We start from the raw sequence: 23835 nt of genomic DNA, 5'->3' as shown, positions 1-23835 counted from the left end.
CATCACACTTTCCAGACATAGACAAAGTCTGTACGATTGGCCCAAGGAAGTGGGAATTCCACTTTCTTCAGTTTGATTTCTCCTTGGCGTAAGTAGTCCCGAATATCTTTGTCCCTAAAAATGGTTTCGCTGAAGGATATTTCGCCTGAATTCGCAACTGACTGCAGTTTTGCGGTGTAATTTACAGTATTGCCGAAGTAATCAATATTGCTATTTAAATTTACAGCCAAACAATTTCCAGTATGAATGGAAATCCGAATGCGAACAGGAGTATGTTTGTTTTCTGGATGGAACCATTCTTGCATTTCCTTCGCAGCTTTTAACGCTTGGAGAGGTGATGAAAAACTTGCCATCACTGCATCACCAATCGTTTTTACAACTACACCTCTGAAATTTTGAATGATTTGGTTTGTTTTGATAAAATGTTCTCGAACCTGCAAAAATGCACCATGATCACCTTCGGTTTCATAAAACTTAGTAGAACCAACGATATCGGTAAACAAAATGGTTTTGATACCGATGTCTAACTGTAGATTGGTGGCGATTGCTTCCTCTGAAAATAAATCGCGAAATTCTTGGTAATCAAATATTTCGGTAGGTCGTAAGCTAAATTGGTCTTCACTTCTTTCTTCTAAGACAATGGTAACATCATGTTCGGATTCATTCTCAAACACTAAGTTTGGTTTCGGGCTTACTTTGATTTCCTCTTCGTTTGTTTCTGGTAGCCACAGAATATCTGTTTGGTGGTATGACTGTTTGGAATCGACTAGTCTGTATTTTTTTTCACCTTTTTTTCTTAATCGATATACACCGGATCCAATGAGTAAATTGGATGAAAATGATTTCTTTGCTCCAATTCTTTTCGTCAGTAAAATATGTTGTTTGGTTGCAGGTTCTGCTGCACAATAAATTTGTTTTTCTACAATACGTACACTTGGATGGATATGAAAGGTAACTTCTATTGAGTTGACTCCCGTCGTGTCAAAATCAATTTCACAAACATCACATTGGTCTTTTTCTGGCATATCGCCCAATTTAGTGAGTGAGGTTCTAACACCTCTGCAGTGGGGACAAACAATATCCCAACTTAAGGTAAAAATACTAAGTCGGCAACCTTGCAAAAATAAATAAAGGACTTCATCTGGATCGAGGTCAAGGATTCGGCTTACATGTTTGATCCGAATTCGATCAAGATCATTATCAGATGATAATTTAATCCATTCAAATACCTTGGTGATTGTATCTTTAGAGATTCCTTTTTGGATTAAAACTGGAATTTGTTTATCTAATTTTTCTGGGTGAATCCATTGGGCATCAGGAATGAATGTTGTTTCCTTTGGTGAATTCAGATTGAATTTCGGTTTTCCACGTTTGATTTCACTTTCAATTTGATGGAAACCATTTTGGAAGGAATCCTTAAGTCTTGGGAGCGCTATGTTCAAAATCTTTCGAGTGAAAAAATTTCTGGGTATGGCACCTAAATAAACGTAAACTTTGGAGCGCGATTCACCTAACGGTTCGACTATGATTTTGGTTCGGATGTAATGGGCAAATCCTCGTGAATAAATTCTAGCATTTCCTAGTTCTTTTAAGTATTCCCATTCCCAAGGTACCTCTTCCCATTCAAGTTGAAAACCAGCTTGTTTTGTTTTCCCTATGAGTTTACCATCCTTTTCTAGATATTGGAATTTTGGGAGACCGATCCGTTTGTTAAAGGAGGACGTATCAATGAGATATGGCCAAATTTCTTCGCGCGTGACGGATAAACCAAATTCCCAGAGGTTATCAATTGGTTTCCCTTTTGATTTCCACGAATCTTCCCAAGGGTATTTTTGAAGGATGGTGTTTAAATCAATCATAATGGCTTAACAGTAACCGAGGATTTCCCTCCATTTCCTTTGACTGTTAATTCTCCATTAGTTTCGGAAATTTTTTCTGCATTAGAAAGTACAATTTGTACGCCATTTGGGTAAACGAATCTTGGTAATTTGATCAAAGTTGGATTTTTTATGGAAACATCTGAATCCCATTCCAAAATGAATTCTCTTGCATCTAAATTGTATTCCATCTTGGTTGGAGTCCCCTGGATTCTGGCAGCATAAGGTCGACAAAATCCTTCAATGGCCCTTCCTCCGCCACCATAAACATCTGGGTCTGAGCCTGGGATGATCTGGTCAAGGGAGAAGATGCTTAGATCTTCTTGGTTCCAACCATCACCAACCATTAAATCATTTTGATTGGAAGCGGTATAGTTCCAAAGTGTGTTAGATAAAAAAAGTTTGTCCATGGCATTGTACATTGCATCCAATGCCATGACATGGCGTTTCCAGATTTTAGGAGAATGATTCCCTTTTTTCCATTCCTTGTATGCTTTCCCACCTTGCAAATCAAATGGGATTCCAAATTCTCCTACAAGACTTGGAATTTTACCTGGAACTGAATCAGCTGTATTTTTAATTCTTGTTAGTTGGCGTATATACATGGCCTCAATCCCTGACTTCCCGAATACTGGTCGTTTGGTAAGTGTATCAATTGCAATCGGATACAAAAACGTTTTGAATAAAAGTGTAAGGATATCATACCAATGCGCAGCGTTCACTGATAGTTTGGGAACTTCTCCATTTAAGTGTGGATGAGTGAATGCGTCTGATGCTTCTCGTTCAATGAAGACCATCCAATCACTTCTAATGGCTTGGATCGTTTTCCCAACAGATCGCATAAATGGAATCAAATAGTCTCTATCAAAATCTATTTCTTTACCATTCACCTTTTGGAAAAAATCATTTTTTTCGATGAAAGGAGTTCCATCTTTAGTGATGGTATAAGCACCTTCTAATTGGAAAGGATCCCCTGGTGATTCAGGTAACCAAATCGAAATTTGGTTTTGGTTAACCGTAACTGTTTTTGTAGGAACAAAACCACCTTTCCAAACTTTAAGAGTAAGGTAAGGTAAGTCAATGGAATGGCCATGGGAAGAGAATAATGCATCAATAGGGGACCAAGCAAGTCCAGGTTTGGATGGGTCTTCTTCTTTATTGATAAGTCCACGATCATTCATGGCACGACCGATAAATCCCTTGCCAGGTTCATTTAAAGAATCAAAACCCAAAACAAAATCAAATTGTTTGACTCTTTCTGCAATTTGAATCATACAACCAAGGTAGTGGTCTTGCAAGTAATCTTGGACATTTTTCCCATCGATGAGGAAATTGGGAGCAAAGTCCTTTCCTCCAAAAAATAAAGTCCACAAAATTCCATTTCCAGCATAACGATAGTTTTGTGACCAACACATCGTTGGATAATTATCTTCTTGCCGAATGCCTGGAATGGAATAATCATACGCGCGTTGCATTACAATTGCAGCATCCGCTTCCGATAGTTTTTTGTAATCGATTCCTAACTTTTCAAAAATCCAACCAGGAGCACCATCTCCGCCAGTCATTCTTGACCAAACATCTTGGTGAAAATCGATAAAAACGTAAAATCCGTATTCACCTGCCAACCGAACGATTTCTGTAAAATAATCTAAATAAGCCTCATCATATTGGTTTGGGCCTTTGTGTTCCACTGCTTCCCATGTGGTTAACAATCGTAAGGCATTAAATCCCCAAAGTTTTAATCTAGTAAAATGGGTATCGGCTTCTTCTAAAGGAAAAGGCCGTCCTATAAAACTCACTTCCTTGTGATCTGAAAAATCGGTTGGAAATTGGGTTCCGCCATTTGGGTACGGAACTTTCGTATCGCCACCTAAGTTTACACCGCGAAGGATTACTTTTCTTCCAAACTCATCAACAAACCATTCACCTTGGGGAGATAATTTTTTTAATGTCATGTATCGGTCCTACTTTCTTCATTTTCTTTAGATTGTAATATATTCAAATTTTCTTCTGTGTATAAGTTTAGATATCCTAGTAAAAAATAAAATACAATCAGAACTTCATCGTCTTGGAAGTAACATTGTAATAAACCAGAAAAGAAAAATCCAACAAGTCCATAGGTCATAAATCGAATTTGTTTTGGTATGTTTTGGTTTAAATGAATGTATAAAATGCTACCAAACAAAAACAAATAAAATACGGTTTGCGGGAATCCAAATATGGCTGTTAAATGAAAGTAATCGTTATGTGCATGACCTCTTTGTGTCACTTCATAAAAAAAAGCGAGTTCTCGGTTTTCTTTTTCTTTCGTTTTTCTAGAAACTTCGATTTCCTTTTGGTAATTTCCTGAACCAATCCCAAAAATAGGATTTGCCTCAATCAGTGGAAACGTTGAGTCCCAAATAAATGTTCTACCTGAATCCGTATGTTTTTCTCCGCCAAACAACGGATCGACGACTCGTTTGACAGCATTTGTACTTAGGTATCCGATAAAAAGGAGAATCAAAAAAGCAAAAATGGCGAAACTGGTTCGTTTGATCACTTTTTTGGAAATGTCTTTGTCGATAAAAATGAGAATATAAATTCCAAACAGAACACTTACGAGTGTTCCGAATAAAGAAGATCTTGCATTATTAAATAAAAATACAATGGAGACAAGAAGAAGTAATACCGCATCGATTGTGATTTTGGTTTTTGATGATTTATTATACCAAGAATCGTATAAACGAAAGACAAAACCTGGGAAAATAAATGCGAGCAGTCCACCAAAAGTCAAATGGGTATTCATGAGTCCAATAGGAAGATAAATATTTAGTTTTCCAATGTTACCGTAATGGTGTTGGTACGGCCAAGAACTAGATGTTTTGTACAAATCAGAGATAAGCCTAGACAAACGAGTCATCGAAAAGATAGAAATAAATCCAGAGATAACAATTAGTATTGAAAATATAAAGAACGATTTATACAAATAAGTCCTATCTTCTTTTTTGATTCCTTGCACGGATACAAAAGCAGTTACTAAAAAGATATCTTTCATTTCATCGCGGAATGCATGTTTGATGGATGTAACATCAAAACCTTCACCAGCGAAATGATACAAAACAGTTACAATTTGCCAGAGGTAAAAAATAAAAAGAATTTTGACAATTTGGCTTGAGAGTTTGGGTTTTCCGTCGAGGAAAAGGAAAAAAACAAAAGATAACAATAAGAAAAGTTGGCTAAGAGAAACAGAAAGGGCACAGGAAATGATGGACAAGGCAAGAAACGAACGATAGAGTCGGTAAATCATAACTTTGGATGAGAGTAATCTTTTTCTCTCATTTGTAAAGAGGTAACAGTTGCGAGTTTTATATTTTTCCGATACTTTTTTGCCAAAAACCGATGGGGTTGCTGTTTCCATTAAGAATTTTTCAGAGCTTTTGGCTCTACGAGGCCACCAATTTTGCATTTGTGCCCCCAAGTATGGGGACGGGGACTTTGATCGAATGACTGACAATATCCAGGTGATTCGATTTCGATCGGGTTATTTACCAAGTTACCCTGATATTAAGGTGGTTTTACCCTCCCCTGGAAAAATCAAAAGGATCATCGAAGATTTTAAACCTGATCTAATCCACATCCATACACCGGGACTACTCGGTCTTTATGCAGTGAATGCTGCGGAACGATTTGGGGTTCCTACGATTGGAACTTATCACACACTGATGGCAGAACAGGAGATGTATGTTTCCTTTTACCGTCTCTTTAAACTAGACAAATTATTTTTTAAAGCAAACAAATTCAAAAAAAAGTTAAACATTGAAGAGTTGGACAAAATTGTTAAGTTTGATAACTTCAACATACGTAAAAAAATCATTCTGAAAATTTGTAATGATATCTATAATCGATGTGATGTGGTCATTTCCCCTAGTCATTTGATCAAAGAACAGTTGATTGAATATGGGATCACTCGTCCGATCACTGTGGTCTCCAATGGCATGGATCTAAAACGATTCCAAGGAAAACCAAAGGAGTATTTGAGTGGTGAGGCACCAAAGTTTTTGCATGTAGGGCGAATTTCGTATGAAAAAAATTGTGATATTGTCATCAATGCATTCAAACTCATTCATGAACAATTTCCAAAGGCCACATTAACCATCATTGGAGAAGGACCAGCCATCCCATCCTTACAAAGACAAGCCGAACATCTTGGCATTGATCATTCTGTTGAATTCAAAGGATTTATTCCGAATGCAGTTTTACACGAAGTATACCCTCAGTATGATGTGTTTTTAACTGCTTCTACAATGGAAACACAAGGATTGGTTGTATTGGAGGCAATTGCTTGTGGACTTCCTGCAGTTGGTGTTGATGCATTTGCTCTTCCGGAACTCATTCGCCATGGTGAAAATGGTTTCATCGCAAAATCTTTTGATGCAAAAGGAATCGCACAAGGTGCACTTGAGATCATTCGCAATCCAAGTTTGTATTCTAAGTTTTCCAAACATTCCATTCACGTTGCTTCTGGGCATGAAATGGAAAAATGTGTGGATGCAATGGAAGAAGTGTATGGAAAAGTCATTGAAGCAATGAAAGGCAAAGTGAAAAAGACTACGATCTTCGATTTGTTTTTTGATTTTATGCAATGACAAATCCAATTGGAATTGAAATTCGTTCGATCTTAAGCGTAATTGCAATTGTTCTCACAATATTAGCATACATTCCGTACTTAAAAGGGATAGCGAACGGGAAAATTCAACCTCATGTGTTTTCTTGGATCATTTGGGGAGTCACCACTTGCATTGTGTTTTTTGCACAGATCGCTGGGAAAGGTGGGATTGGAGCAATTCCTATCGCAATATCCGGGATCACAACATTGTTAGTTGCACTGTTTGCCTATCGAAAACGTGGTGAAATTAAAATTACAAAAGTAGATTGGTTTTTTTTTATTTTGGCTTTATCCAGTATACCCTTTTGGTTTCATTTTTCGAGTCCTCTCGCGGCTGTGATTGTATTATCCTTTGCTGATACCCTTGGATTTATTCCAACAATTCGAAAAGGGTATGTATTGCCAAATTCCGAACCTATTGGTTTTTATTTGGTATTCCTATTTCGGAATACACTTGCGATTTTTGCATTGGCGGAATGGAATTTAACTACTATATTATTTCCTGGTTCTGCAGGGCTTGCATGCCTTTTCTTTGTATTACTTGTTAAATACCGACAAATCAAAAATCCAATTTTAATATTTAAAAATCAAAATGGAGACTAATCGCTAGTTGGTAGTGGGTAAAAAACGACGGACCGTACTTGTTTGCCTTCTTCTGTATCTTCGTAAATGATCTCTGCTTGTTTGGACCTAGCAGGGATATACATTTGGATTGTTTCTACGAGTTCATAAGCACTAAGTGTATAGTCGATAGTTTTGATTGCGAGCTCAAGTGTCAGAAACCTATCTTTTTTAACTGTTTTGGTTTCTGTTTTTTTGGAAATGATGAGCCATTTATAAAGCCTTGCAGATCGATTTGAATCTAATAAATTCCCAATATCAAGTTTTGCTGTTGGTAAAACAGCAGGTGTTTGGCCAAATCGAATTTCAATATTCCTCTGCCTTGTTTCTTTTAAACGTAAAGAAAGTTGTTTGTCGAATAATTCATCATCTATGTATTCGATGCGATCACATGTGGAATAAACGGTTTCACAAAGGTTGCCATAATTTTTATGGAAAAAGAAAACTTGTAAAACTTTTCCGTTAGATGGATGGTACAATACTTTCGCATTATAAGATTCCATCCTTCCAAATTTGACAAAAGATCGAATCCGTTTGAATATGTTATATGATAATCCGAATAAATCTTTTACAATGGGGATGTCTGTAAAACCGATCCCTCTTGTGGCGATGTAAAACGGTTCAAAACTAACATGGCCATCTCGTTTGGTTATTTCACGAAGGTATTCTGCAATGGGTTCCATACGTGATTCACTGAATGACATGGGGAAATCTAAAAAATCTACAACAACTTTCCCTCCACCTTTCCCAAGTTCCGTCCAAACTTCATCTAAGTATTTCCCATCTTCTGTGAACTTGATTTGTTTACAGATTCCTTCTTGGCATTTGATTTGTTCTTCGAAGTCTTTTTTGTTAGGTGATGGAAGTTCGACTTCTTGGAATTGGGAATCGAATTCTTGGGAAAAAAGCGGGGTAAACAAAATGGAGATAATGAGAAAAGGAAGGATAGTTGCCAAACTCAAATGGAATAACTTTTGATTCACAGTTTTTTTCCTACCAATTCGTTCGTTTTGACTTAAGGAAACCCAATTACCAGAGTGTGTTTACATTTTGGATGAGGCGAATCCTTCTCACAACATCCAATGGATCGATGAGTTCCATACATGCGTGATCACCCCTCCAACATTTCGTATTCCCATATATGGAACATGGTCTACATGGTAAGTCAACTTGTAAGACTCCTGAATCTTCTTGTGCAAATGGTCCAAATCCAGAAACCGGATGAGTGGTTCCATAAATACCAATGACTGGTTTTTTTAATAAGGCAGCAATGTGAACGTTTGAACTATCCATTCCAATCATTACATCCAAACGGTCCATAATCCCAAGTTCCCCGCGAATCCCTAAATGACCACCTTGAACGATATGAACTTGCGTTAGGTTGTTTTTTAAGATTTCCAATTCCTTGGCTTCATCGCGACCACCGAATAAGAATACATGGCAATCTGGAAATTCAGAAACCAAAACTTCTACAAGGCGTTTGCATTTTTCAAAACTCCACTCTTTTAGTGCGTGTCCAGCAAAAGGTGCAAATCCAAACCACTGCCCATCTTTTTTATCGATGCCAATGGATTTAAAATAATCTTTGGCGAACATTTTGGATTCACCATCTACATTTAACCATGGACCTTTTCGAATGGGTGCATCAAATCCTGATTTCCGAAATACATTTAAGTAACGTTCCACAGTATGGGGGAGTTGGTTTAATTTTTTATTATAACGTCTAGTTTGTGCTAATTTTTCTCTACGACCTTTGATGATTTTAGAATAAGGTACACCTTTTAATCGGAAAAAAAAGGCAATGAGTCTGGAACGTAAAGAACCATGAAGGTCGATTACATAACCAAAAGGACCGAGTTTATCAATGTCTCTGTACATCCTCCATAAACCGAGGATTCCTTTGTATTTTTTTAGATTGATACCTAAAACATTTAAGTTGGGGATATTGTAAAAAAATGGTGCGAAGTTTCCTCTTGTAACAACCGTTAATTGAGTATTGGAGTATTTTGCGGCGATTGCAATGAGTGCTGGTGTCATTAAGGCAACATCCCCCATCGCTGAAAACCGAAGTACAAGAAGGTTTGTCATTTTTGATTCTTATAAAGAGATGGGTTTAGATTTTGGTCATTGTACATCTTCATTTGTCGGTATACTTTGACTCGTTTGATTCCTTTGGCATAATCATCAAACAATTCCTCTAAACATTGTTTTAGGTCTTCTCTTTGGTCGAGTAATACCGTTAACTTAGCTTGGCATTTTTCAATGTGTTCTTTGGTGGCAGATGAATCTTTCCGATTTACCTGTTCTTCCATATGGTAAATTTTTAATTCTAGGATACTCATTCGATCGAGTAACCAAGCAGGCGATTCAGAATTGAGCCTTGCATCTGGTTTTGGAGACACTGTTTGAAACATCTCGATGACAAAATCATCCAACCTTTCTACCATATCAGTTCTGTCTTGGTTCAGTTTGTCGATTTTTCGTTTGAGAGCCACAACTTCTTCTAAAGCAATGTCTGGTCTACGGATTTCATCTTCGATGTGCCATTGGATGGTATCGATGTGGTTTTTTTGGTATAGTGTGAATTCTAAAGTTCCCTCAGGATAGGGATTGGGATGGGGGGCTTCTTTTTTATGCCAATCCAAAACAGATTCTTGGAAAATAGCGACGGCTTTTATGGCTTCCAATGCTTTCATATCGTAATGCAATTCACGTTTTCATATGGTTTTTGGGGTTCAATCCAAATATTTCTTAGGTTTTTCGCTTTCTTTTACCAAAGCACAAGATCTTTTGAAAAAAGATGTGTTTAGTTGGTATTGCCTATGGCATCCATCCAGATTTTCCTTTGGTAGTTGCCTCCAACCGTGATGAATTTTTTGAACGTCCCACTGAAGTGTTACATATTTGGAAAACAGAACCTACCATCATTGCAGGCAAAGACCTAAAAGCGGGTGGGACTTGGCTTGGAGCGAACCAAGATGGGAAAGTTGCTTTTCTCACAAATGTTCGTAATTTCCGAAAACCCCACCATCCCAACCCAAAATCCAGAGGGGAACTTGTGATTCGTTTTTTAGAATCAAGTGATTCCGTATCCTCATCTCTTTATGCAGACGAAGTGAAGGCCAACCAGAACCAGTATGAAGGATTCAATTTATTTCTCTTTGATGGAAAGGAGGCTATCGTACTTGGTGGAGATCCGTTTACCACTCAAAAAGTGGAGTTTGGGTTTCATGCAGTGAGTAATGCCAGTTGGGATACCCATTGGCCAAAAACGGAAAAACTTTTGTCCCAAATGAAACCATTGGTAGCGAGATGGCAGGAGAAAAATATTTCCAAATCCGAAATCGAATGGGAACTCTTTCGTTCGTTAAATGATGCGGAACTTGTCAGAGAGGACGAGTCCTTACCAGATACAGGGATTGGGCTTGAACGGGAAAGGGGTCTTTCCTCTGTCCGCATCAAAACTCCTCAGTATGGAACAAGAGCTTCCACTTTAGTATTTTATGGAAGAGAATCTTTAGAGTTGGTTGAGAGAACCTTCTCCGATCCGTTATCCGATGGATATACGGAACGGAGAAATGTTTTGGTTAGGTAGGTTTTTAGTCTTCCAATCGGAAATGTTTCATCGGGAAAGCATCTGTGATTTCTTTTACAGCTGCTTTTACCTTTGATTCCCAAGTTGTATCGCCAAAATGATCTAGGTAATCACAAATCAAATTGCCAACGGCTTCGATTTCTTTTTCTTTGAGGCCTCTTGTGGTGAGAGCAGGAGTTCCGAGTCGGATCCCTGACGCAACTGCAGGAGGGTTTTTATCAAAAGGGATCGCGTTTTTGTTCACAGTCACACCGATATGATCAAGTCCATCTGCTGCATCTTTACCTGTGAGACCTTTTACAGACACATCAAGTAAAACGATATGATTGTCTGTTCCGCCTGACACAACACGAAATCCTCGTTTTTGGAATACTTCTGCAAGGACTTTCGCGTTTTTCACAACTTGTTTGATGTAGGTTTTGAATTCTGGTTGGAGAGCTTCCCCAAAGGCAACTGCTTTTGCTGCGATCACATGCATAAGAGGTCCACCTTGGATTCCTGGGAAGACTCGAGAATTGAGAACTTTTTCGTTTTCAGATGAAGACAGAATGAGTCCACCACGAGGTCCACGTAATGTTTTGTGAGTTGTAGTAGTTACAAAATCACAAACTCCGATGGGACTTGGGTGTTCGCCAGCGACCACCAAACCAGAGATATGTGCAATGTCTGCCATGATTTTGGCACCAATGTCATTTGCAATTTCTCTGAATTTGTTAAAATCGATAATGCGAGGGTAAGCAGATGCACCAACAACGATGAGTTTTGGTTTGTGTTCTTTTGCTAGTTTTGCCACTTCATCGTAGTTGATAGTTTCTGTTTTTTCATCCACACCGTAAGGGATTGGTTTAAAATATTTACCACTGATGTTGACTGCGCTACCATGTGTTAGGTGGCCACCGTGTGCCAAATTCATTCCAAGGAAACTATCACCCGGTTCTAGAGTGGCAAGAAATACCGCCATATTCGCCTGAGCACCGCTATGTGGTTGTACATTTGCATATTCGGCACCAAACATTTTTTTGGCTCTTTCAATAGCGAGTTCTTCTACTTTATCAGCATTTTCACAGCCATTGTAGTATCGTTTTCCAGGATAACCTTCCGCATATTTATTGGTCAGTGTAGAGTGGTAAGCTTCGAGAACAGGGCGAGAAACAAAGTTTTCACTCGCAATCATTTCGAGGGAATGTTCTTGTCTTTCGTCTTCTTTTTTTAGGGCAGCATAAACTTCAGGATCTTGTTTTTGTAAATAACTCATGTCGGAATTTCTCTGTGGAGTGTGTATTCTGGATTTTGGTATTTCTTCTTGCGAATAAATTCAGATTCTCTGAGCACTTGTTTCCGAAAAGTAGAAAAGTCCCTGCCAAAGAAGGAAATGTTTGAAAAATCTGACGGAAGTGGCTCTTCTAAATACAAAAATACTTCCCTAACCAAATCGATGGCCCACTTTTCTTCGGAAAAAAAACCAGGAATGGAGGTTAAAAAATCCTTATGGCCTCTTTCCTTTCGGTAATCTGGTTCTTCGGGTGGGTGGTGTAATACTTCGGAGACACGTTCAATGAGACTTTCTTCTAAGATGAGAGTTCCATGTTGGACAATACAATTTCGTTTTCGAAACTGTGCGTTTCCTGAGATTTTTTTAAAAACTCCATCTTTTTCTAACACAAGATCTGATTTGCCTTTGGCAAAAGAGTTGATGTTTTGGTGGGAGAGGGATTTGGAAATGATTCCTAAAATACGGTCGTAACTTTCTTTGACAGGGAATAATTCCTTTCGTTCCTCTAAGTTAAAATAAAGCGAATAATTGATATTCCCAGAAAGGGAATGGAAAACTGTCCCTCCCCCCGAGGCACGCCTAGCGATGTAACAGAAGTTTGGTTTTGGTTTTTTCCCAAATCCAAATGACCTTACTTCATTCTCATAGGTTTTCACTACATTTTCTTTGATATTGCGGTAAGGATTTTCAGAAAGCCCAAGGATGATGGAATCCGGATTTTTCCATAACCTGATCCCTGCTGTGATCCCAGAACTTACCATTTGGATGGCAACGGATTCTTCAATCGCCAAATTGTAGTAAGGCGATCTTGGAGGAGTAGGGGGAAAGAAAAAAACTTTTTTTGTCACTCGTTGAAGTATTTCTGTGAGGCTTCGTTTAAAAACTTACGTTCTTTTCGGGATAAAGACTCCATTCCGTTTTTCGAAATTTTTTCAAGCAGTTCATCCACTTTGGTTTTGGCATTTTCTCGTTTTGCCATTTCTTCTTGGTACCGCATAAACCTACGTTTTTGTAGGTAACGAGAAAGTGACCAAGTGGGAAGGGAGGATTTTGTGCCTTTCCAACCTGTGTACAATTTCATAAGGATGAGTCCGCCGATCGCCCCACCCAAATGAGCAAAGTGTGCGACTCGTTCTCCTTGTGCAAACAGTACCATAAGCATCACAATCATCACAAAGTATTTGGCTCGCATGGGAAAAATGAGAAATACCAAAAGTTCGCGGTTTGGCCATGTCATTCCATACGCAACAAGTAGGCCATAGATACTGGCACTTGCTCCGACTACGACACCTTGTGGGATTCCCAAATATTGTGCTGTGATCGTTCCAATCCCACCGAGAAAAGCAGTGAAAAAATAAAATTTGAGAAAAGCACGTTCCCCCCAAATTTCAGCAAGTTCTGAGCCAAACATCCAAAGGCTCAGCATATTGAATAGGATGTGCATAAAACTTCCGTGTAAAAATGCATAACTCACGAGTTGCCAAACCCATCCTCGGAACACAAGTTCGGGTGAGAGACCCAAATAGAGTTCCACAAGGGGAGTATGGAAGCTGAGTTTTGTCAAAAGTTGCAGAATGAAAAAGATGACATTGACTAAAATTAGAGTTCGGACAACGGGAACCATAGGTGGTCCAAATCGGAGTTCATATCCTGGGGTACGAGAGGCCATAAATTCAAGGTCGTAAATCTTGAGTGACAAGGAAAGTCGATTTCCTAGCATCGAGGAAGTGATTGTGCAACTCTACGGAGTCCGCGGTTCCATTGCGAGCCCACTCCGAAACCAAGACTACCGCAAAAAGATAATCGAGATTCTGGACCTCTACAAACAATCAGGGGCTGTGGGATCTGTGGATGAGTTTTGGCAAAATCTTCCCTACCACTTAAAATTTGTCACAGGATCTGACACAACCTGTGTTTCGGTGACTGATGATGATGGGCAAACCTATGTTTTGGATATGGGGACTGGACTTCGCAATTTAGGTGATGAACTTGTTTCTGAATATTTCACAAACCAATTGAAAAAAACGGTCTCCTTTTTTATCACACACACCCATTGGGATCATATCCAAGGCCTTCCTTTTTTTAAGCCTATTTATTTCCCAGACTTCCATTTGCATTTTTATTCTCCTTATGCTGATTTAGAAAAACGATTACAAAGACAACAAGAACCAGAATTTTTTCCTGTCCCACTGGACGGAACTGGTTCAGCCAAAGAGTTCAAACTCTTTTTCCCTGGGGATGTTTTGGAATTTCCATCAGGTCTCAAAGTAGAGTGTTACCCTCTAAAACACCCAGGTGGGTCGTTTGCGTATAAATTCACAAACCGTGCCGGTAAAATTTTTATCTTTGCTACGGATGCAGAATTTACGGGAGCTGATATGGACCTCATCCACGACTGTTTGCCTTTTTTTGCGGATGCAGACTTACTCATTTTAGATACGCAATACACCTTGGATGAATCCTTTTCCAAATTTGATTGGGGCCACACGGCTTATACGATGTCCGTAAATTGTGCTTCTTCTTGGCGTGTGAAAAACTTAGTGCTCACTCACCATGAACCAAGTTACTCTGATGAAAAAATTTATGATATTTATGAAAACGCAAAACTCCACCAGCAGCAGTTAGGCGAGAAGAAATTGAAAATTCATTTAGCAAGAGAAGGACTTAGATTCCACTTATAATGACTATGAACAAAGAAAAAACACTTCGAATTACCATCACTACCTTCTTTAGTATCGCACTTCTTGGAGGACTCTTTTTTGGATACATTCTTTCCGAAGTGAACAAAGGGAAAGAATTACAAAAACTAGCATCTTACCAACCAACTACTCCTACTAAATTATATGATACCAATGGAGTTTTGTTTGCAGAGTTATACCGCCACAAACAAGAATTATTAAAATACAGTGATATTCCACCTCATGTGATCCATGCATTTTTATCAGTAGAGGATGATAATTTTTTCAATCACTTTGGTATTGATTTTTTAGCCATTGTAAGGGCTGCGATCAAGAATATTTTTGCAGGACGGATTGTACAAGGTGGATCCACCTTAACCCAACAGTTAGCAAAAACCATCTTACAACAAAGGAAAAAAACGTTTGGACGTAAATTCCTCGAAGCACTTCTTACCTTACAAATTGAACAAGAATACACCAAAGAAGAAATCTTAGAAATTTATTTTAACTTAATTTATTTGGGCCATGGAACAACTGGTTTGTCGTCTGCAGCCAATGTTTATTTCCAAAAAGATGTTAGAGACTTAAGTATCGCCGAAGCAGCACTTTTAGCAAGACTTCCCAAGGCACCTGTTACCTATTCCCCTTTCAAAAACCCGAAAGAAGCCAAACAAGCTCATATGGTTGTGCTTGGACTCATGGCAAAAAATGGTTTTATTCCCAAAGACCAAGTAAAAAAGATCCACGATGATTTTTGGGAACGGTATTGGCCAGTTGTCATCACTCAATCACCATCTCGTTCTACTTGGGGTGCCAAACTGAACCGTGCCCCATATTTTACAGAGTGGGTACGCCAAATTTTGGAGAAGGAATTGGGAGAAGAGGCTTTATACACTGGTGGGCTTCGCGTTTATACCACACTTGATGTGAGAAAACAAGAAATTGCAGAAGAAGAACTGAGAATGGGTCTTATCGAACAAGACAAATCCGCTTTTGGTGCAAACTTCCGTTATGCGGGTCGTGCCGATCGAGGTCTTGTTTCTTTATACAATTTGTTCGGATCTATTTTTCCAGTTGGTGTTCCATACGTAACAAGTTTGGATGATAGACAAGTATTTCGTTTGCATTTAGAAAAAGAAATGGCACCGGCTCTGGAATTGTTAACGGATTTTATCCCTTCCGAAAACGAAAGTGCAGCTGTTAAAGAATTCCAAAGATCCTCTCTTGTATTTTCTTCCAACTTACACGTAGAAGGTGCTATCATTACCATCGACCACCAAACTGGTTATATCCAAACCATGGTGGGTGGTTCAAGGTTCTCTCCTAAAAATCAATTTAACCGTGCGATGCAAGCAAGACGCCAAACAGGTTCTGCATTCAAACCATTTGTATACGCAGCTGCCATCCAAAACCGGGCCGTTGGATCGGGAACGGGAATTATGGATGCACCACTTACAACCATTACGGAAGAAGGGGAAGGGTATTCCCCTCAAGACATTTCTGGTGATTTCCGAGGAATGGTTCCATTATCTCGTGCTTTATCTTTATCACTTAACATCGTTTCAGTCCAAGTTCTCATGCGAACAGGAACAGATTCAGTCATTGATTTTGCATCAAAAGTCACAAAAACAAATAAAGCCAGGTTCCCAACAGGACCTGCTCTTGCACTGGGTGTAGCAGAACTCACACCTTATGAAATGGCTCTTGGATATTCTATCCTAGCAAACAAAGGAAAAGATGTAATCCCATTTAGTGTTCGTTATGTGTTAAATCAAAGTGGAACTGTTGTTTATAATAAAGAAAAGGAAGTCCAAGAAACTTTGGCAGAAGAAGCCAAAAATGGAACCATCCAAATCATTCCAGAAGCCACAGCTTATATTATCAAACAAATGTTAATTGGTGTGGCCATGGGAGGAACACCAACCCAGGCCCTGCGTGCTGCAGACAAAGGGAATTATAAAGGGGAATCTGGTGGAAAAACAGGTTCTACATCTTCTTATACCAATGTTTGGTATGCTGGTTTTGATCCAAAATACACATCCATTGTTTGGATGGGTTTTGATAAATCTTCTCTTTCTCTTGGAAAAGGAGTCACAGCGGCTGGTGTTGCAGCGCCCATTTGGGGGAAAATGTATTCTCGTTTTTACAACGAAGGGCCTTATCCAAGTTTTTACCCCAATGGCAAATCGGATGAAATTCCTGCCGATGTGGTCAAAGGGGCAACTTGTGCATTTAACGGACTTTCACCAGGACCAAATTGCCCTCTCACCGGAAATTTATTCTTAAAACCAATCACAATTGCGGGCCGAACCTTGTCTGTCCCTGGTGGACGGCAATGTGATGGGGACAGAGACCACTACAGATCGATGGACCTAAATGACTTCTTACAACGTGAATTGGAAATCTCTGACGACGAATTGAAGTAAGTTTCAGCTCAAAATCAACCTACCAAGACCAGTCACATGGGAATCAAATCCCTTCTTCCCAACCAAGGAAGGAGGGGGATTTGCTTTGTTTTCCCTGTTTTTCTAGGCAATTTCTTGCAAACCACTCAATCTGCGTAAATTTTCAGCACATTGAAGGGCCCAATCCTTTCCGAATCTCCGCAAAAGGCAGATCTATGGGGTTTTAGAGGGATCTCATGTTGGCACGATAGTTGCATCTATTCTCATGAACAGCAGTTCGGAGGGAATATGAAAAAACTACTCTTAACCATCATCATTTTAGCAATCAACTTCTCAGTGAAAGCTGGAGAGTCCTCCTTTTTGAATGATGATGTAGCTTCCCTCATTGGCCAATACGATAACGAAACCTTGGCTGCCATTTCCAATGAACTTGTGAAAATGGCGAACGAAGAAGAAGGAATGGGAGAGTTTGATTTAGCCTCTACTCATTATGACCGTGCGATTAAAATTCGTGAAGCTATTGGTATGAAATCCCATAAAAGTTTTGCTTCAATCCAATACCTAGCAAGCCAAGCCTATTCAAAAGCTGGTAACTTTTGTGAAGCTTCTACTTATGCAAAAAAAGCAAGTGATGCTTTCCGTGCACATGGAATTTCTAAATTCGAACACAAAGCTGAATTGGAGTCAAAAGAATTTGCAAAGGCTTGTGCAGTGGTGGCAGTTCGTTAATCAATACTTGTTGTTATGATTCTTTCTAGAGATGGTTACCCTTTTTTGATTCTTCCTTCGAATCAATCCAACTTCACGTGATGATACACGTGAGGTTGGAATTCTTTTTTTCCATACTTACGTATCGCAATTTCAAATAATCTCGATTTCTCATAAGGGATGTCTGATTCCCAAGCAATCCCAAAATTGGCTTCTGTATAACCAGATTCATATTGAAGTGGGTATAAAGATTTTCCGTCATAATAATAGAGTAGTTTATGTTGGTAGTTTTTTGTGGAATCGACTGCAAATACCTCGCATGGAATCCGATTTGTGAATTGTTTTGTGATTTGGATATTGGTTTGTTCCCAACGACATTCTTTTACATTCAATTCTTTTGTTGTTAAAAGGACCCATTCCTTTGATTTCTCAATGGAACCTTTCCCAACGATTTGGCGAAATTGGAAGTGGTCTTTGTATACCTTCCATTCTCTCCATATTTTTTTAAATTCGAGATTTGGTTCGATGTAAATGGACTCTGTCCAAAAGAGTTGGAAGTCTTTTGATCCCATCGCTGATTTTTTTTCGGTAGGCCTCTTGTATGACCCAAGGAGTAAGTCTGAATCTTTTGGAAATTCTGTTGGTAAAGTCCGAATCCATCCAAGTTTTGGTGTGCAAAAGAGTGGGAGGCAAAACACCAAAAGAAGAAGGAATTTCTTCTTTTGGCTTAGTACTAAAATCAAATTGGAATTACAATTTGATTTAGAATTGGAAGTAAATAAAATCTTGTCCACCATCTCCAAAAATTCCGAGTAAAAGTAAGATTACGACGGATAAAATGGGGAGTAAAATATTTTGAAAGGGTTTTAGTTTTTCATACACAAACGGTGAGTATTGGAACCAGTTGAACATGAGTCCTAAGGCAATGAAAGTGGGAAGTTCATCAACTCGGCTTAAGGTATCACCAGTATTGCGAAGGGTTAAAACACCTTTAAAAATTTCATAGGCAACATTTAAGGATTCTGCTCCTCTTGCTGCCGCACGGAAAAACACTCCAGAGAATGTAAATACAATGAAGATCACAATGGTTCGAATGATTCCTGCAAGTGGAAAGGTATCTGGTATGAATTTCTTTTTCCCGCGGTGGAGGTATAAAGACCTTTCGATCCAAATCAATGCTCCTAAATACGCACCCCAAAGGACAAAGGCCCAATTGGCTCCATGCCACAACCCTCCAAGGCACATGGTGATAAAGGAATTTAAATTGGATCGGAAAATGCTTCCTTTACTCCCACCTAACGGAATGTAAATGTAATCACGTAACCAAGATGACAATGTGATGTGCCATCTGCTCCAAAGTTCTCTGAAGGATTGTGAAAAAAATGGACCTTGGAAGTTTTCTGGAATTTCGTATCCCAGTAAATTAGCAGATCCTCTTGCCATATCCGTATACCCAGAAAAGTCACAATACACTTGGATCGCGAAGGCAAGAACACTAAAGAAAATCGAAAAACTATCGTATTTCGCTGGGTCCAGATACAAAGGAGAAATGATCGGTGCGATGTTTTCTGCAATGATAACCTTTTTAAATAATCCACCTATGATGAGGAATATTCCCTTTTTCATTCGGTCTTGGTCTATGGTTGGGTGGTCGAGTTGAGGGAGGAAATCCTGTGACCTCATAATCGGACCTGCTATGAGCTGAGGGAAAAACAAAATGAACAAGAAGTAGTCCACAGTGGACATTCTTTTTTCTATGATCCCGCGGTGGATGTCCACTTGTACAGCAATGATCTGAAAGGTATAAAAACTAATCGCTAGTGGTAAAAAAATACTCCATGAACCAGCAATTTCTTTAAAACTTGGATACCCTGTTAAAGAATATAATGAATCGGTAATAAAGTAAAAATACTTAAAAAACGCTAAATTCAATACGTTTAAAACGACAATTGTGTATAAAACACTGTTGTGATTTTCGCTTTTTTCTTTTTTCCGAAACATCCATTCGCTAAACGCGTAGTTAACAAGAATGACTAAAAGGAAGTGAAATAAAAATGGAAAACTGAAATAGGCATAAAAAATAAGAGATGAAACCACAAGAAGGGGTTTTCTCCCCTTTTGTGGAATGTTCCAATAAATTAAATAGGTAAGCGCAAATAAAATTAAATACGGAATCGAATTGAATAACATGAATTAGGTAACCTTAAAATTTAGATATCCCAGAGGTATAAAAACTTCGAGTTTGTATTTGTTCCAAGAAGTTTATCAGCGATACCAAATGAAATAGGATTTCCTTTCACGTCAGTTGCTTGGTAAATATTTTCCACAGGCACTTTTCCTCTTTGGTAAGTAACAATGCGAGGTGATCCTTGTGGGTTCCCTTCATACTTAGGGTGTTTCATGAGTTCGATCACAAAATTATCAAAGTAACCGATAAAATCAATCATCCCTTCTTTCTGTGCTTGTTCCGCTGTGAAGATCCTTCCATCACAAATTTCTTTGAGTCTGGATTCAGAAACTTTAGGCCTTCCTTTTTTCACGACATCAAAAAATCGAGCATACAAACTATCAATGATGGACTGTAAAATTTTTCTTTGTTCCGCAGTCATTTCTGTTGTAGGTGAACCGAGTGCTTTGTTTGGACCAGAGGTAAAGGATTGGTCTTTGACGCCAATTTTGTCTAAACCTTCTTTCACATTGATCCCAGACATGATCACTCCCACAGAACCTGTAACAGTTGTTGGGTGGGCACCAATGGAATCTGTTGCCATTGCAATGTAATAAGCACCACTTGCTGCAGTATCCATAAATCCTGCAAAAACAGGGATCCCTTTTCGTTCTTTGAATTTTTTCACTTCTTGGTAGATGATGTCACTTGCGGTAACAGTTCCACCAGGAGAGTTGATTTTTAAGATCACACCTTTGACATCAGGGTCTCTCTCGGCACGTTTCAGTGATTCTTTCACTCGGACGACCATAGAATCAGAAGAAGGTCCAAAAAAAGATTCTCTTCCTTCATCAGAAATCATCCCTTCAATGGAGATAATTACGATTTTTTCTTGATCCTTTCCAGCAATGAGTTTCTCTTCGAATTCAGACTTAGCTGTTGGAGGGAATAAATTCATACTATTCCCAATGACACATGATTCTGTAAAAAGAATCGAAAGAAGAACGACGGAACTAATTAGACCAAACTTTCTTAAAGGCATACAAACCTTTCTAAGATGGCAAACTCTGACTTCAATCATTTTTGGGAGATAAATCTTGCACCTACTGAAAACAAAATACTCTAGTTTTGGGACAGAACCCACTGGAGGTGGGCAATGGTTGCATTTGAATCTCCATTCTCCCGTAGATGGCTCCAAAGTCTCTGTTGTTGCAGGCCACAAAGCCCCGGATCCATTTTTTGCCTCAGGTTCGTTTTTGATGTTCCCATGGGTCAATCGATTGGAACCAAATCCATGGGCAAGAGAACCCTTTTATCCCAGTATCCATTGGCTGACAGACGGGAACGGAATCCCACTCCATGGGCTATTTCACAACCTTCCAAGAACCATCCTTTCCGAAACACAAGGAGACATGGAATCTACCGTTAAATTTTCCATGGTGATTCCTGAAACTTGGGAAGGGACCTTACTTTCCAAAATCCAAGTGACGGAAGTGTACCAACTTACCTCATCGGAACTCAAAATCATTTATGAATTAAAGAACCAATCAGAAGAAGAATTTCCCTTTGCACTTGGAATCCATCCTTATTTCCGTTGGAACGAAGAAGAAAGTATTGATGATTTGTTTCTCATTGGGTCTGGATTCCACCAAATCAAACTAGGAGATTACCTTTTGCCTGAACGTGTATTAGGTGGTGAGTTGTTACTCAATGGTGAGTTGTCACTGATGGGAAAAAATTTGGATGATTTGTATGGAGCCACTGGAAATGAAATTCCTTATATAGGACTCTTCTCGATGAACAAAAAGGAGAAGTTACTCATCTCCGGTGGAAATTTTTACCAAGTGTACACGCCACAAGACAGAAGGTCGATTGCGATTGAACCTATGACAAGCACTGGCAATTTTTTACATTTCCCTGGTGCAAATCCTAGTCTTATCAAAGCACATTCCGAAAAAAAAATCGAATTTTCGATTCGTTTGGATCAATTCTAAAAAAAAAAATTCTCTTTATCGAACAAACTGTCTAACAAAAAAAAAGAGGATAGTCCCCCAATGTCAGATGCCCTAGTGAATACTTGTAAACAAATTAGTAAAAACCTTTTGGAAATCAAATATTTCGCAGAGAAAAAAAACACTAGCCGAACTTCTGTTTACCGAGCTTTACAAGACCAAAAAATCAATGAAGTAGTGATTGGAAAAAATTCGCGTTTCATTATTTTAGATGATGCTGCGAAGAAATGGAAACCTGGTAGACAGGCCTAAATTCAAATTCTTCTCCGTTTAAGTTGGATTCAATCCAATCTGTTGTTTCTCCTTCGTTCCATTGGTTCCAAATTTCATTTGGGATTTGGGATCGAATGGAAGTTGGAACCAGTGGTTTTAATCCAAAAAAAGGTAATAAGTATTCGTCAGTTTGGTTTTCGAAAAAATAACCTAAAAAACTAAAGTAAACCTTACCTAAACTTTTGTCCAAATGAGTGTCTCTCGTTTTGATGTAACACTCACCAAATTTTGGGTAAGGTGGCTTAAACGTTTTTTTATGAAATTTGTATTGGATTCCCTTTAAATATCCAATCCTCAGTAAAAGTTTGGATGCCCCTGAAACCATTTGTAAATGGCGATGGTCAATGGGATTCTTGAATCCATCCATATCCAAACTGGCATTCACAATGCTTACATTTCCTAACTCTAACAGGGATGGTTCCTTCCACCATAGTTCTATGGATTCCCAAACTTTTGGTTTGTTTTTCGGTTTTGTTTTATTTTCGATGTTTGATCGTAAAACTTCCGTTAATTGAGTTTTTCTCTTAGTTTCAAAGGACTTGGGAAATAAAAAAAAGGAAATTGAATCAAAATTCGAGAACTCATAAAGAAAATCGAAGGAAACACTCGAATGAGACAATGCTTCCGGTTTGGTTTTCCATGAGGTAACTTGGTAGGGATGGAAGTTTTGAAATCCAAATTCTTCCCAATCGAGAATCCTTTTTTGTAATTTGGTTTCTACCATAGGGAGATGTTCTAAGGAAACCGAGAGTTCAAATGTTTTTGGGAATTTCCACATCTTTTATACCAATCGGTCGATCTATGATAACAAGATGAATGATTTAGCCTTTGAGAATCAAAGTTTTTTATGGGGGAATGAAGCAGGGCCCATACGAATCCTTTCGGAATACCTACATCCCAAGGCGGAGTTCAATGAACATGGTATTACCGATACCATTGTTGTTTTTGGTTCTGCGAGGATCCCATCTCAGGAAAAAATCCAAACCGAAAATCCTTCTCCCTTAGACGGCCTTAGCCCCTACTACGAAGAAGCCAGAGAGTTTTCCCGATTGATTTCAGAATGGGCAGACGTTTTAAAATTAGATGCCCCGAATCGAAATTTGCTCATCTGCACCGGAGGGGGACCTGGGATCATGGAAGCAGGGAATCGTGGTGCCAAAGAAGCAGGGGCAAAGTCTGTTGCGTTAAACATTGTCCTTCCTCACGAACAACACCCGAATCCATATGTGAACAAAGAACTTACGTTTGAGTTTCATTACTTTTTTATGCGTAAACTTTGGTTTATGAAAACATGCCGAGGGATGATTGCATTTCCTGGTGGATTTGGGACTTTCGATGAATTATTTGAAACCCTTACCCTTGTCCAAACAGGTAAAAAAAGTAGAATTCCCATCCTTCTCTATGGAACAAAATTTTGGACGGAAGTGATCAATTTCAAAAAATTAGCGGAGATGAAGCTGATTTCGGAAGAAGACCTCCATTTATTTGGATTTGCTGACAGTCCAGTTGAAGCACTTCGATTCTTTCAGGAAAAGATTCGTTTCGAATTGACCCATTCTGAGGGTACAAAAACATAGC

At 38.8% G+C, this 23835-nt stretch carries 22 protein-coding genes; 9 read left to right on the top strand and 13 right to left on the bottom strand.

Annotated elements, in window-relative coordinates; translation table 11 throughout:
* Positions 1 to 2: 2 nt before the first annotated feature.
* The 3 genes from DI076_RS08920 to DI076_RS08910 are packed head-to-tail and all read right to left on the bottom strand — an operon-like array spanning position 3 to position 5166.
* Positions 3 to 1859 carry an adenylate/guanylate cyclase domain-containing protein gene (locus tag DI076_RS08920; protein WP_108959592.1) on the bottom strand — a complete coding sequence of 619 codons (1857 nt, stop codon included), beginning with the start codon at positions 1857 to 1859 and terminating at the stop codon, positions 3 to 5.
* Positions 1856 to 3832 (bottom strand): glycoside hydrolase family 5 protein, encoded by a 1977-nt coding sequence (locus DI076_RS08915; RefSeq protein ID WP_108959591.1) that lies wholly within the window; start codon positions 3830 to 3832, stop codon positions 1856 to 1858. Before DI076_RS08915 ends, DI076_RS08920 begins: the two co-directional genes overlap by 4 nt.
* Positions 3829 to 5166 carry an O-antigen ligase family protein gene (locus DI076_RS08910; protein WP_108959590.1) on the bottom strand — a complete coding sequence of 446 codons (1338 nt, stop codon included), beginning with the start codon at positions 5164 to 5166 and terminating at the stop codon, positions 3829 to 3831. The genes DI076_RS08915 and DI076_RS08910 overlap by 4 nt, the downstream gene beginning before the upstream one ends.
* A 49-nt stretch (positions 5167 to 5215) precedes the next feature.
* Here DI076_RS08910 and DI076_RS08905 point away from each other — a divergent pair, with 49 nt between their 5' ends.
* Both DI076_RS08905 and DI076_RS08900 read left to right on the top strand, forming a co-directional pair.
* Positions 5216 to 6505, top strand: a complete 1290-nt coding sequence (locus DI076_RS08905) for a glycosyltransferase (RefSeq protein ID WP_108959589.1) — start codon at positions 5216 to 5218, stop codon at positions 6503 to 6505.
* Positions 6502 to 7128, top strand: coding sequence for a hypothetical protein (locus tag DI076_RS08900; RefSeq protein ID WP_108959588.1), 627 nt, complete (start codon positions 6502 to 6504; stop codon positions 7126 to 7128). Before DI076_RS08905 ends, DI076_RS08900 begins: the two co-directional genes overlap by 4 nt.
* Here DI076_RS08900 and DI076_RS08895 read toward each other — a convergent pair.
* Genes DI076_RS08895 through DI076_RS08885 form a run of 3 tightly spaced genes read right to left on the bottom strand, consistent with a single transcriptional unit; the run spans position 7125 to position 9842 of the window.
* Positions 7125 to 8129 carry a hypothetical protein gene (locus tag DI076_RS08895; protein WP_245918353.1) on the bottom strand — a complete coding sequence of 335 codons (1005 nt, stop codon included), beginning with the start codon at positions 8127 to 8129 and terminating at the stop codon, positions 7125 to 7127. The two genes, DI076_RS08900 and DI076_RS08895, sit on opposite strands and share 4 nt — an antisense overlap.
* Before the next feature lie 46 nt (positions 8130 to 8175).
* Positions 8176 to 9234, bottom strand: coding sequence for a glycosyltransferase family 9 protein (locus tag DI076_RS08890; protein ID WP_108959586.1), 1059 nt, complete (start codon positions 9232 to 9234; stop codon positions 8176 to 8178).
* Positions 9231 to 9842: a DUF4254 domain-containing protein gene (locus tag DI076_RS08885; RefSeq protein WP_108959585.1), complete on the bottom strand. Its 612-nt coding sequence runs from the start codon at positions 9840 to 9842 to the stop codon at positions 9231 to 9233. The genes DI076_RS08890 and DI076_RS08885 overlap by 4 nt, the downstream gene beginning before the upstream one ends.
* Positions 9843 to 9946: 104 nt before the next feature.
* Between DI076_RS08885 and DI076_RS08880 the strand changes: the two genes are divergently transcribed.
* Complete coding sequence (locus tag DI076_RS08880) at positions 9947 to 10741, top strand: NRDE family protein (RefSeq protein ID WP_108959584.1); 795 nt, start codon at positions 9947 to 9949, stop codon at positions 10739 to 10741.
* Between the two features lie 4 nt (positions 10742 to 10745).
* Here DI076_RS08880 and glyA read toward each other — a convergent pair whose 3' ends face one another.
* From glyA to DI076_RS08865, 3 genes are read right to left on the bottom strand one after another with little or no spacing between them, the layout of a single operon-like run.
* A complete protein-coding gene (gene glyA / locus DI076_RS08875; protein ID WP_108959583.1) occupies positions 10746 to 11996 on the bottom strand; it encodes a serine hydroxymethyltransferase in 1251 nt (416 codons plus the stop codon).
* Positions 11993 to 12862, bottom strand: a complete 870-nt coding sequence (locus DI076_RS08870; RefSeq protein WP_108959582.1) for a lipoate--protein ligase family protein — start codon at positions 12860 to 12862, stop codon at positions 11993 to 11995. The genes glyA and DI076_RS08870 overlap by 4 nt, the downstream gene beginning before the upstream one ends.
* Positions 12859 to 13683: a rhomboid family intramembrane serine protease gene (locus tag DI076_RS08865; RefSeq protein ID WP_108960877.1), complete on the bottom strand. Its 825-nt coding sequence runs from the start codon at positions 13681 to 13683 to the stop codon at positions 12859 to 12861. The genes DI076_RS08870 and DI076_RS08865 overlap by 4 nt, the downstream gene beginning before the upstream one ends.
* A 58-nt stretch (positions 13684 to 13741) precedes the next feature.
* Here DI076_RS08865 and DI076_RS08860 point away from each other — a divergent pair, with 58 nt between their 5' ends.
* The 3 genes from DI076_RS08860 to DI076_RS08850 all read left to right on the top strand — a co-directional run bounded on the left by DI076_RS08860 (position 13742) and on the right by DI076_RS08850 (position 17826).
* The gene (locus DI076_RS08860; RefSeq protein ID WP_174705069.1) at positions 13742 to 14695 is read left to right on the top strand and encodes an MBL fold metallo-hydrolase; all 954 of its coding nucleotides are present in this window, start codon (positions 13742 to 13744) and stop codon (positions 14693 to 14695) included.
* 5 nt (positions 14696 to 14700) lie between these two features.
* Positions 14701 to 17118 carry a penicillin-binding protein 1A gene (locus DI076_RS08855; RefSeq protein ID WP_108960876.1) on the top strand — a complete coding sequence of 806 codons (2418 nt, stop codon included), beginning with the start codon at positions 14701 to 14703 and terminating at the stop codon, positions 17116 to 17118.
* Between the two features lie 267 nt (positions 17119 to 17385).
* The gene (locus tag DI076_RS08850) at positions 17386 to 17826 is read left to right on the top strand and encodes a tetratricopeptide repeat protein (RefSeq protein WP_100718736.1); all 441 of its coding nucleotides are present in this window, start codon (positions 17386 to 17388) and stop codon (positions 17824 to 17826) included.
* Between the two features lie 62 nt (positions 17827 to 17888).
* Here the strand turns inward: DI076_RS08850 and DI076_RS08845 are convergent, their stop codons facing one another.
* Genes DI076_RS08845 through sppA form a run of 3 tightly spaced genes read right to left on the bottom strand, consistent with a single transcriptional unit; the run spans position 17889 to position 21014 of the window.
* On the bottom strand, positions 17889 to 18602 hold the full coding sequence (locus tag DI076_RS08845) for a hypothetical protein (protein WP_174705044.1): 714 nt from the start codon (positions 18600 to 18602) through the stop codon (positions 17889 to 17891).
* Entirely contained in the window at positions 18568 to 19995 is a 1428-nt protein-coding gene (locus DI076_RS08840) for an MBOAT family O-acyltransferase (protein ID WP_108959580.1), read from the bottom strand. Before DI076_RS08840 ends, DI076_RS08845 begins: the two co-directional genes overlap by 35 nt.
* Before the next feature lie 20 nt (positions 19996 to 20015).
* Positions 20016 to 21014, bottom strand: coding sequence for a signal peptide peptidase SppA (sppA, locus tag DI076_RS08835; protein WP_108959579.1), 999 nt, complete (start codon positions 21012 to 21014; stop codon positions 20016 to 20018).
* Between the two features lie 55 nt (positions 21015 to 21069).
* Here sppA and DI076_RS08830 point away from each other — a divergent pair, with 55 nt between their 5' ends.
* Together DI076_RS08830 and DI076_RS08825 are read left to right on the top strand one after the other, a co-directional pair.
* Positions 21070 to 21966: an aldose 1-epimerase gene (locus DI076_RS08830; protein ID WP_108959578.1), complete on the top strand. Its 897-nt coding sequence runs from the start codon at positions 21070 to 21072 to the stop codon at positions 21964 to 21966.
* A 60-nt stretch (positions 21967 to 22026) separates the two neighbouring features.
* Positions 22027 to 22236, top strand: a complete 210-nt coding sequence (locus DI076_RS08825) for a hypothetical protein (protein ID WP_100718732.1) — start codon at positions 22027 to 22029, stop codon at positions 22234 to 22236.
* Here the strand turns inward: DI076_RS08825 and DI076_RS08820 are convergent.
* Entirely contained in the window at positions 22187 to 23035 is an 849-nt protein-coding gene (locus tag DI076_RS08820) for a hypothetical protein (protein ID WP_108959577.1), read from the bottom strand. The two genes, DI076_RS08825 and DI076_RS08820, sit on opposite strands and share 50 nt — an antisense overlap.
* A gap of 34 nt (positions 23036 to 23069) precedes the next feature.
* On the opposite strand from DI076_RS08820, the gene DI076_RS08815 reads away from it, so the two are divergent.
* The gene (locus DI076_RS08815; RefSeq protein WP_108959576.1) at positions 23070 to 23834 is read left to right on the top strand and encodes an LOG family protein; all 765 of its coding nucleotides are present in this window, start codon (positions 23070 to 23072) and stop codon (positions 23832 to 23834) included.
* Position 23835 lies beyond the last annotated feature (1 nt).

It is taken from the genome of Leptospira ellinghausenii (assembly GCF_003114815.1).
GTDB classification, from domain to species: Bacteria; Spirochaetota; Leptospiria; order Leptospirales; family Leptospiraceae; genus Leptospira_A; species Leptospira_A ellinghausenii.
Note: the sequence above shows the minus strand (reverse complement) of the source record. Positions and strands in the feature narration are given on the sequence as shown.

What these genes read in the sequence shown, in the direction of transcription:
- DI076_RS08910 (WP_108959590.1), bottom strand. Translation starts at nt 5,166, where the DNA reads ATGATTTACCGACTCTATCGTTCGTTTCTTGCCTTGTCCATCATTTCC.
- DI076_RS08850 (WP_100718736.1), top strand. Translation starts at nt 17,386, where the DNA reads ATGAAAAAACTACTCTTAACCATCATCATTTTAGCAATCAACTTCTCA.
- DI076_RS08825 (WP_100718732.1), top strand. Translation starts at nt 22,027, where the DNA reads ATGTCAGATGCCCTAGTGAATACTTGTAAACAAATTAGTAAAAACCTT.
- DI076_RS08865 (WP_108960877.1), bottom strand. Translation starts at nt 13,683, where the DNA reads ATGGCCTCTCGTACCCCAGGATATGAACTCCGATTTGGACCACCTATG.
- sppA (WP_108959579.1), bottom strand. Translation starts at nt 21,014, where the DNA reads ATGCCTTTAAGAAAGTTTGGTCTAATTAGTTCCGTCGTTCTTCTTTCG.
- DI076_RS08915 (WP_108959591.1), bottom strand. Translation starts at nt 3,832, where the DNA reads ATGACATTAAAAAAATTATCTCCCCAAGGTGAATGGTTTGTTGATGAG.
- DI076_RS08900 (WP_108959588.1), top strand. Translation starts at nt 6,502, where the DNA reads ATGACAAATCCAATTGGAATTGAAATTCGTTCGATCTTAAGCGTAATT.
- DI076_RS08820 (WP_108959577.1), bottom strand. Translation starts at nt 23,035, where the DNA reads ATGTGGAAATTCCCAAAAACATTTGAACTCTCGGTTTCCTTAGAACAT.
- DI076_RS08855 (WP_108960876.1), top strand. Translation starts at nt 14,701, where the DNA reads ATGAACAAAGAAAAAACACTTCGAATTACCATCACTACCTTCTTTAGT.
- DI076_RS08840 (WP_108959580.1), bottom strand. Translation starts at nt 19,995, where the DNA reads ATGTTATTCAATTCGATTCCGTATTTAATTTTATTTGCGCTTACCTAT.
- DI076_RS08890 (WP_108959586.1), bottom strand. Translation starts at nt 9,234, where the DNA reads ATGACAAACCTTCTTGTACTTCGGTTTTCAGCGATGGGGGATGTTGCC.
- DI076_RS08880 (WP_108959584.1), top strand. Translation starts at nt 9,947, where the DNA reads ATGTGTTTAGTTGGTATTGCCTATGGCATCCATCCAGATTTTCCTTTG.
- glyA (WP_108959583.1), bottom strand. Translation starts at nt 11,996, where the DNA reads ATGAGTTATTTACAAAAACAAGATCCTGAAGTTTATGCTGCCCTAAAA.
- DI076_RS08885 (WP_108959585.1), bottom strand. Translation starts at nt 9,842, where the DNA reads ATGAAAGCATTGGAAGCCATAAAAGCCGTCGCTATTTTCCAAGAATCT.
- DI076_RS08815 (WP_108959576.1), top strand. Translation starts at nt 23,070, where the DNA reads ATGAATGATTTAGCCTTTGAGAATCAAAGTTTTTTATGGGGGAATGAA.
- DI076_RS08845 (WP_174705044.1), bottom strand. Translation starts at nt 18,602, where the DNA reads ATGGTGGACAAGATTTTATTTACTTCCAATTCTAAATCAAATTGTAAT.
- DI076_RS08920 (WP_108959592.1), bottom strand. Translation starts at nt 1,859, where the DNA reads ATGATTGATTTAAACACCATCCTTCAAAAATACCCTTGGGAAGATTCG.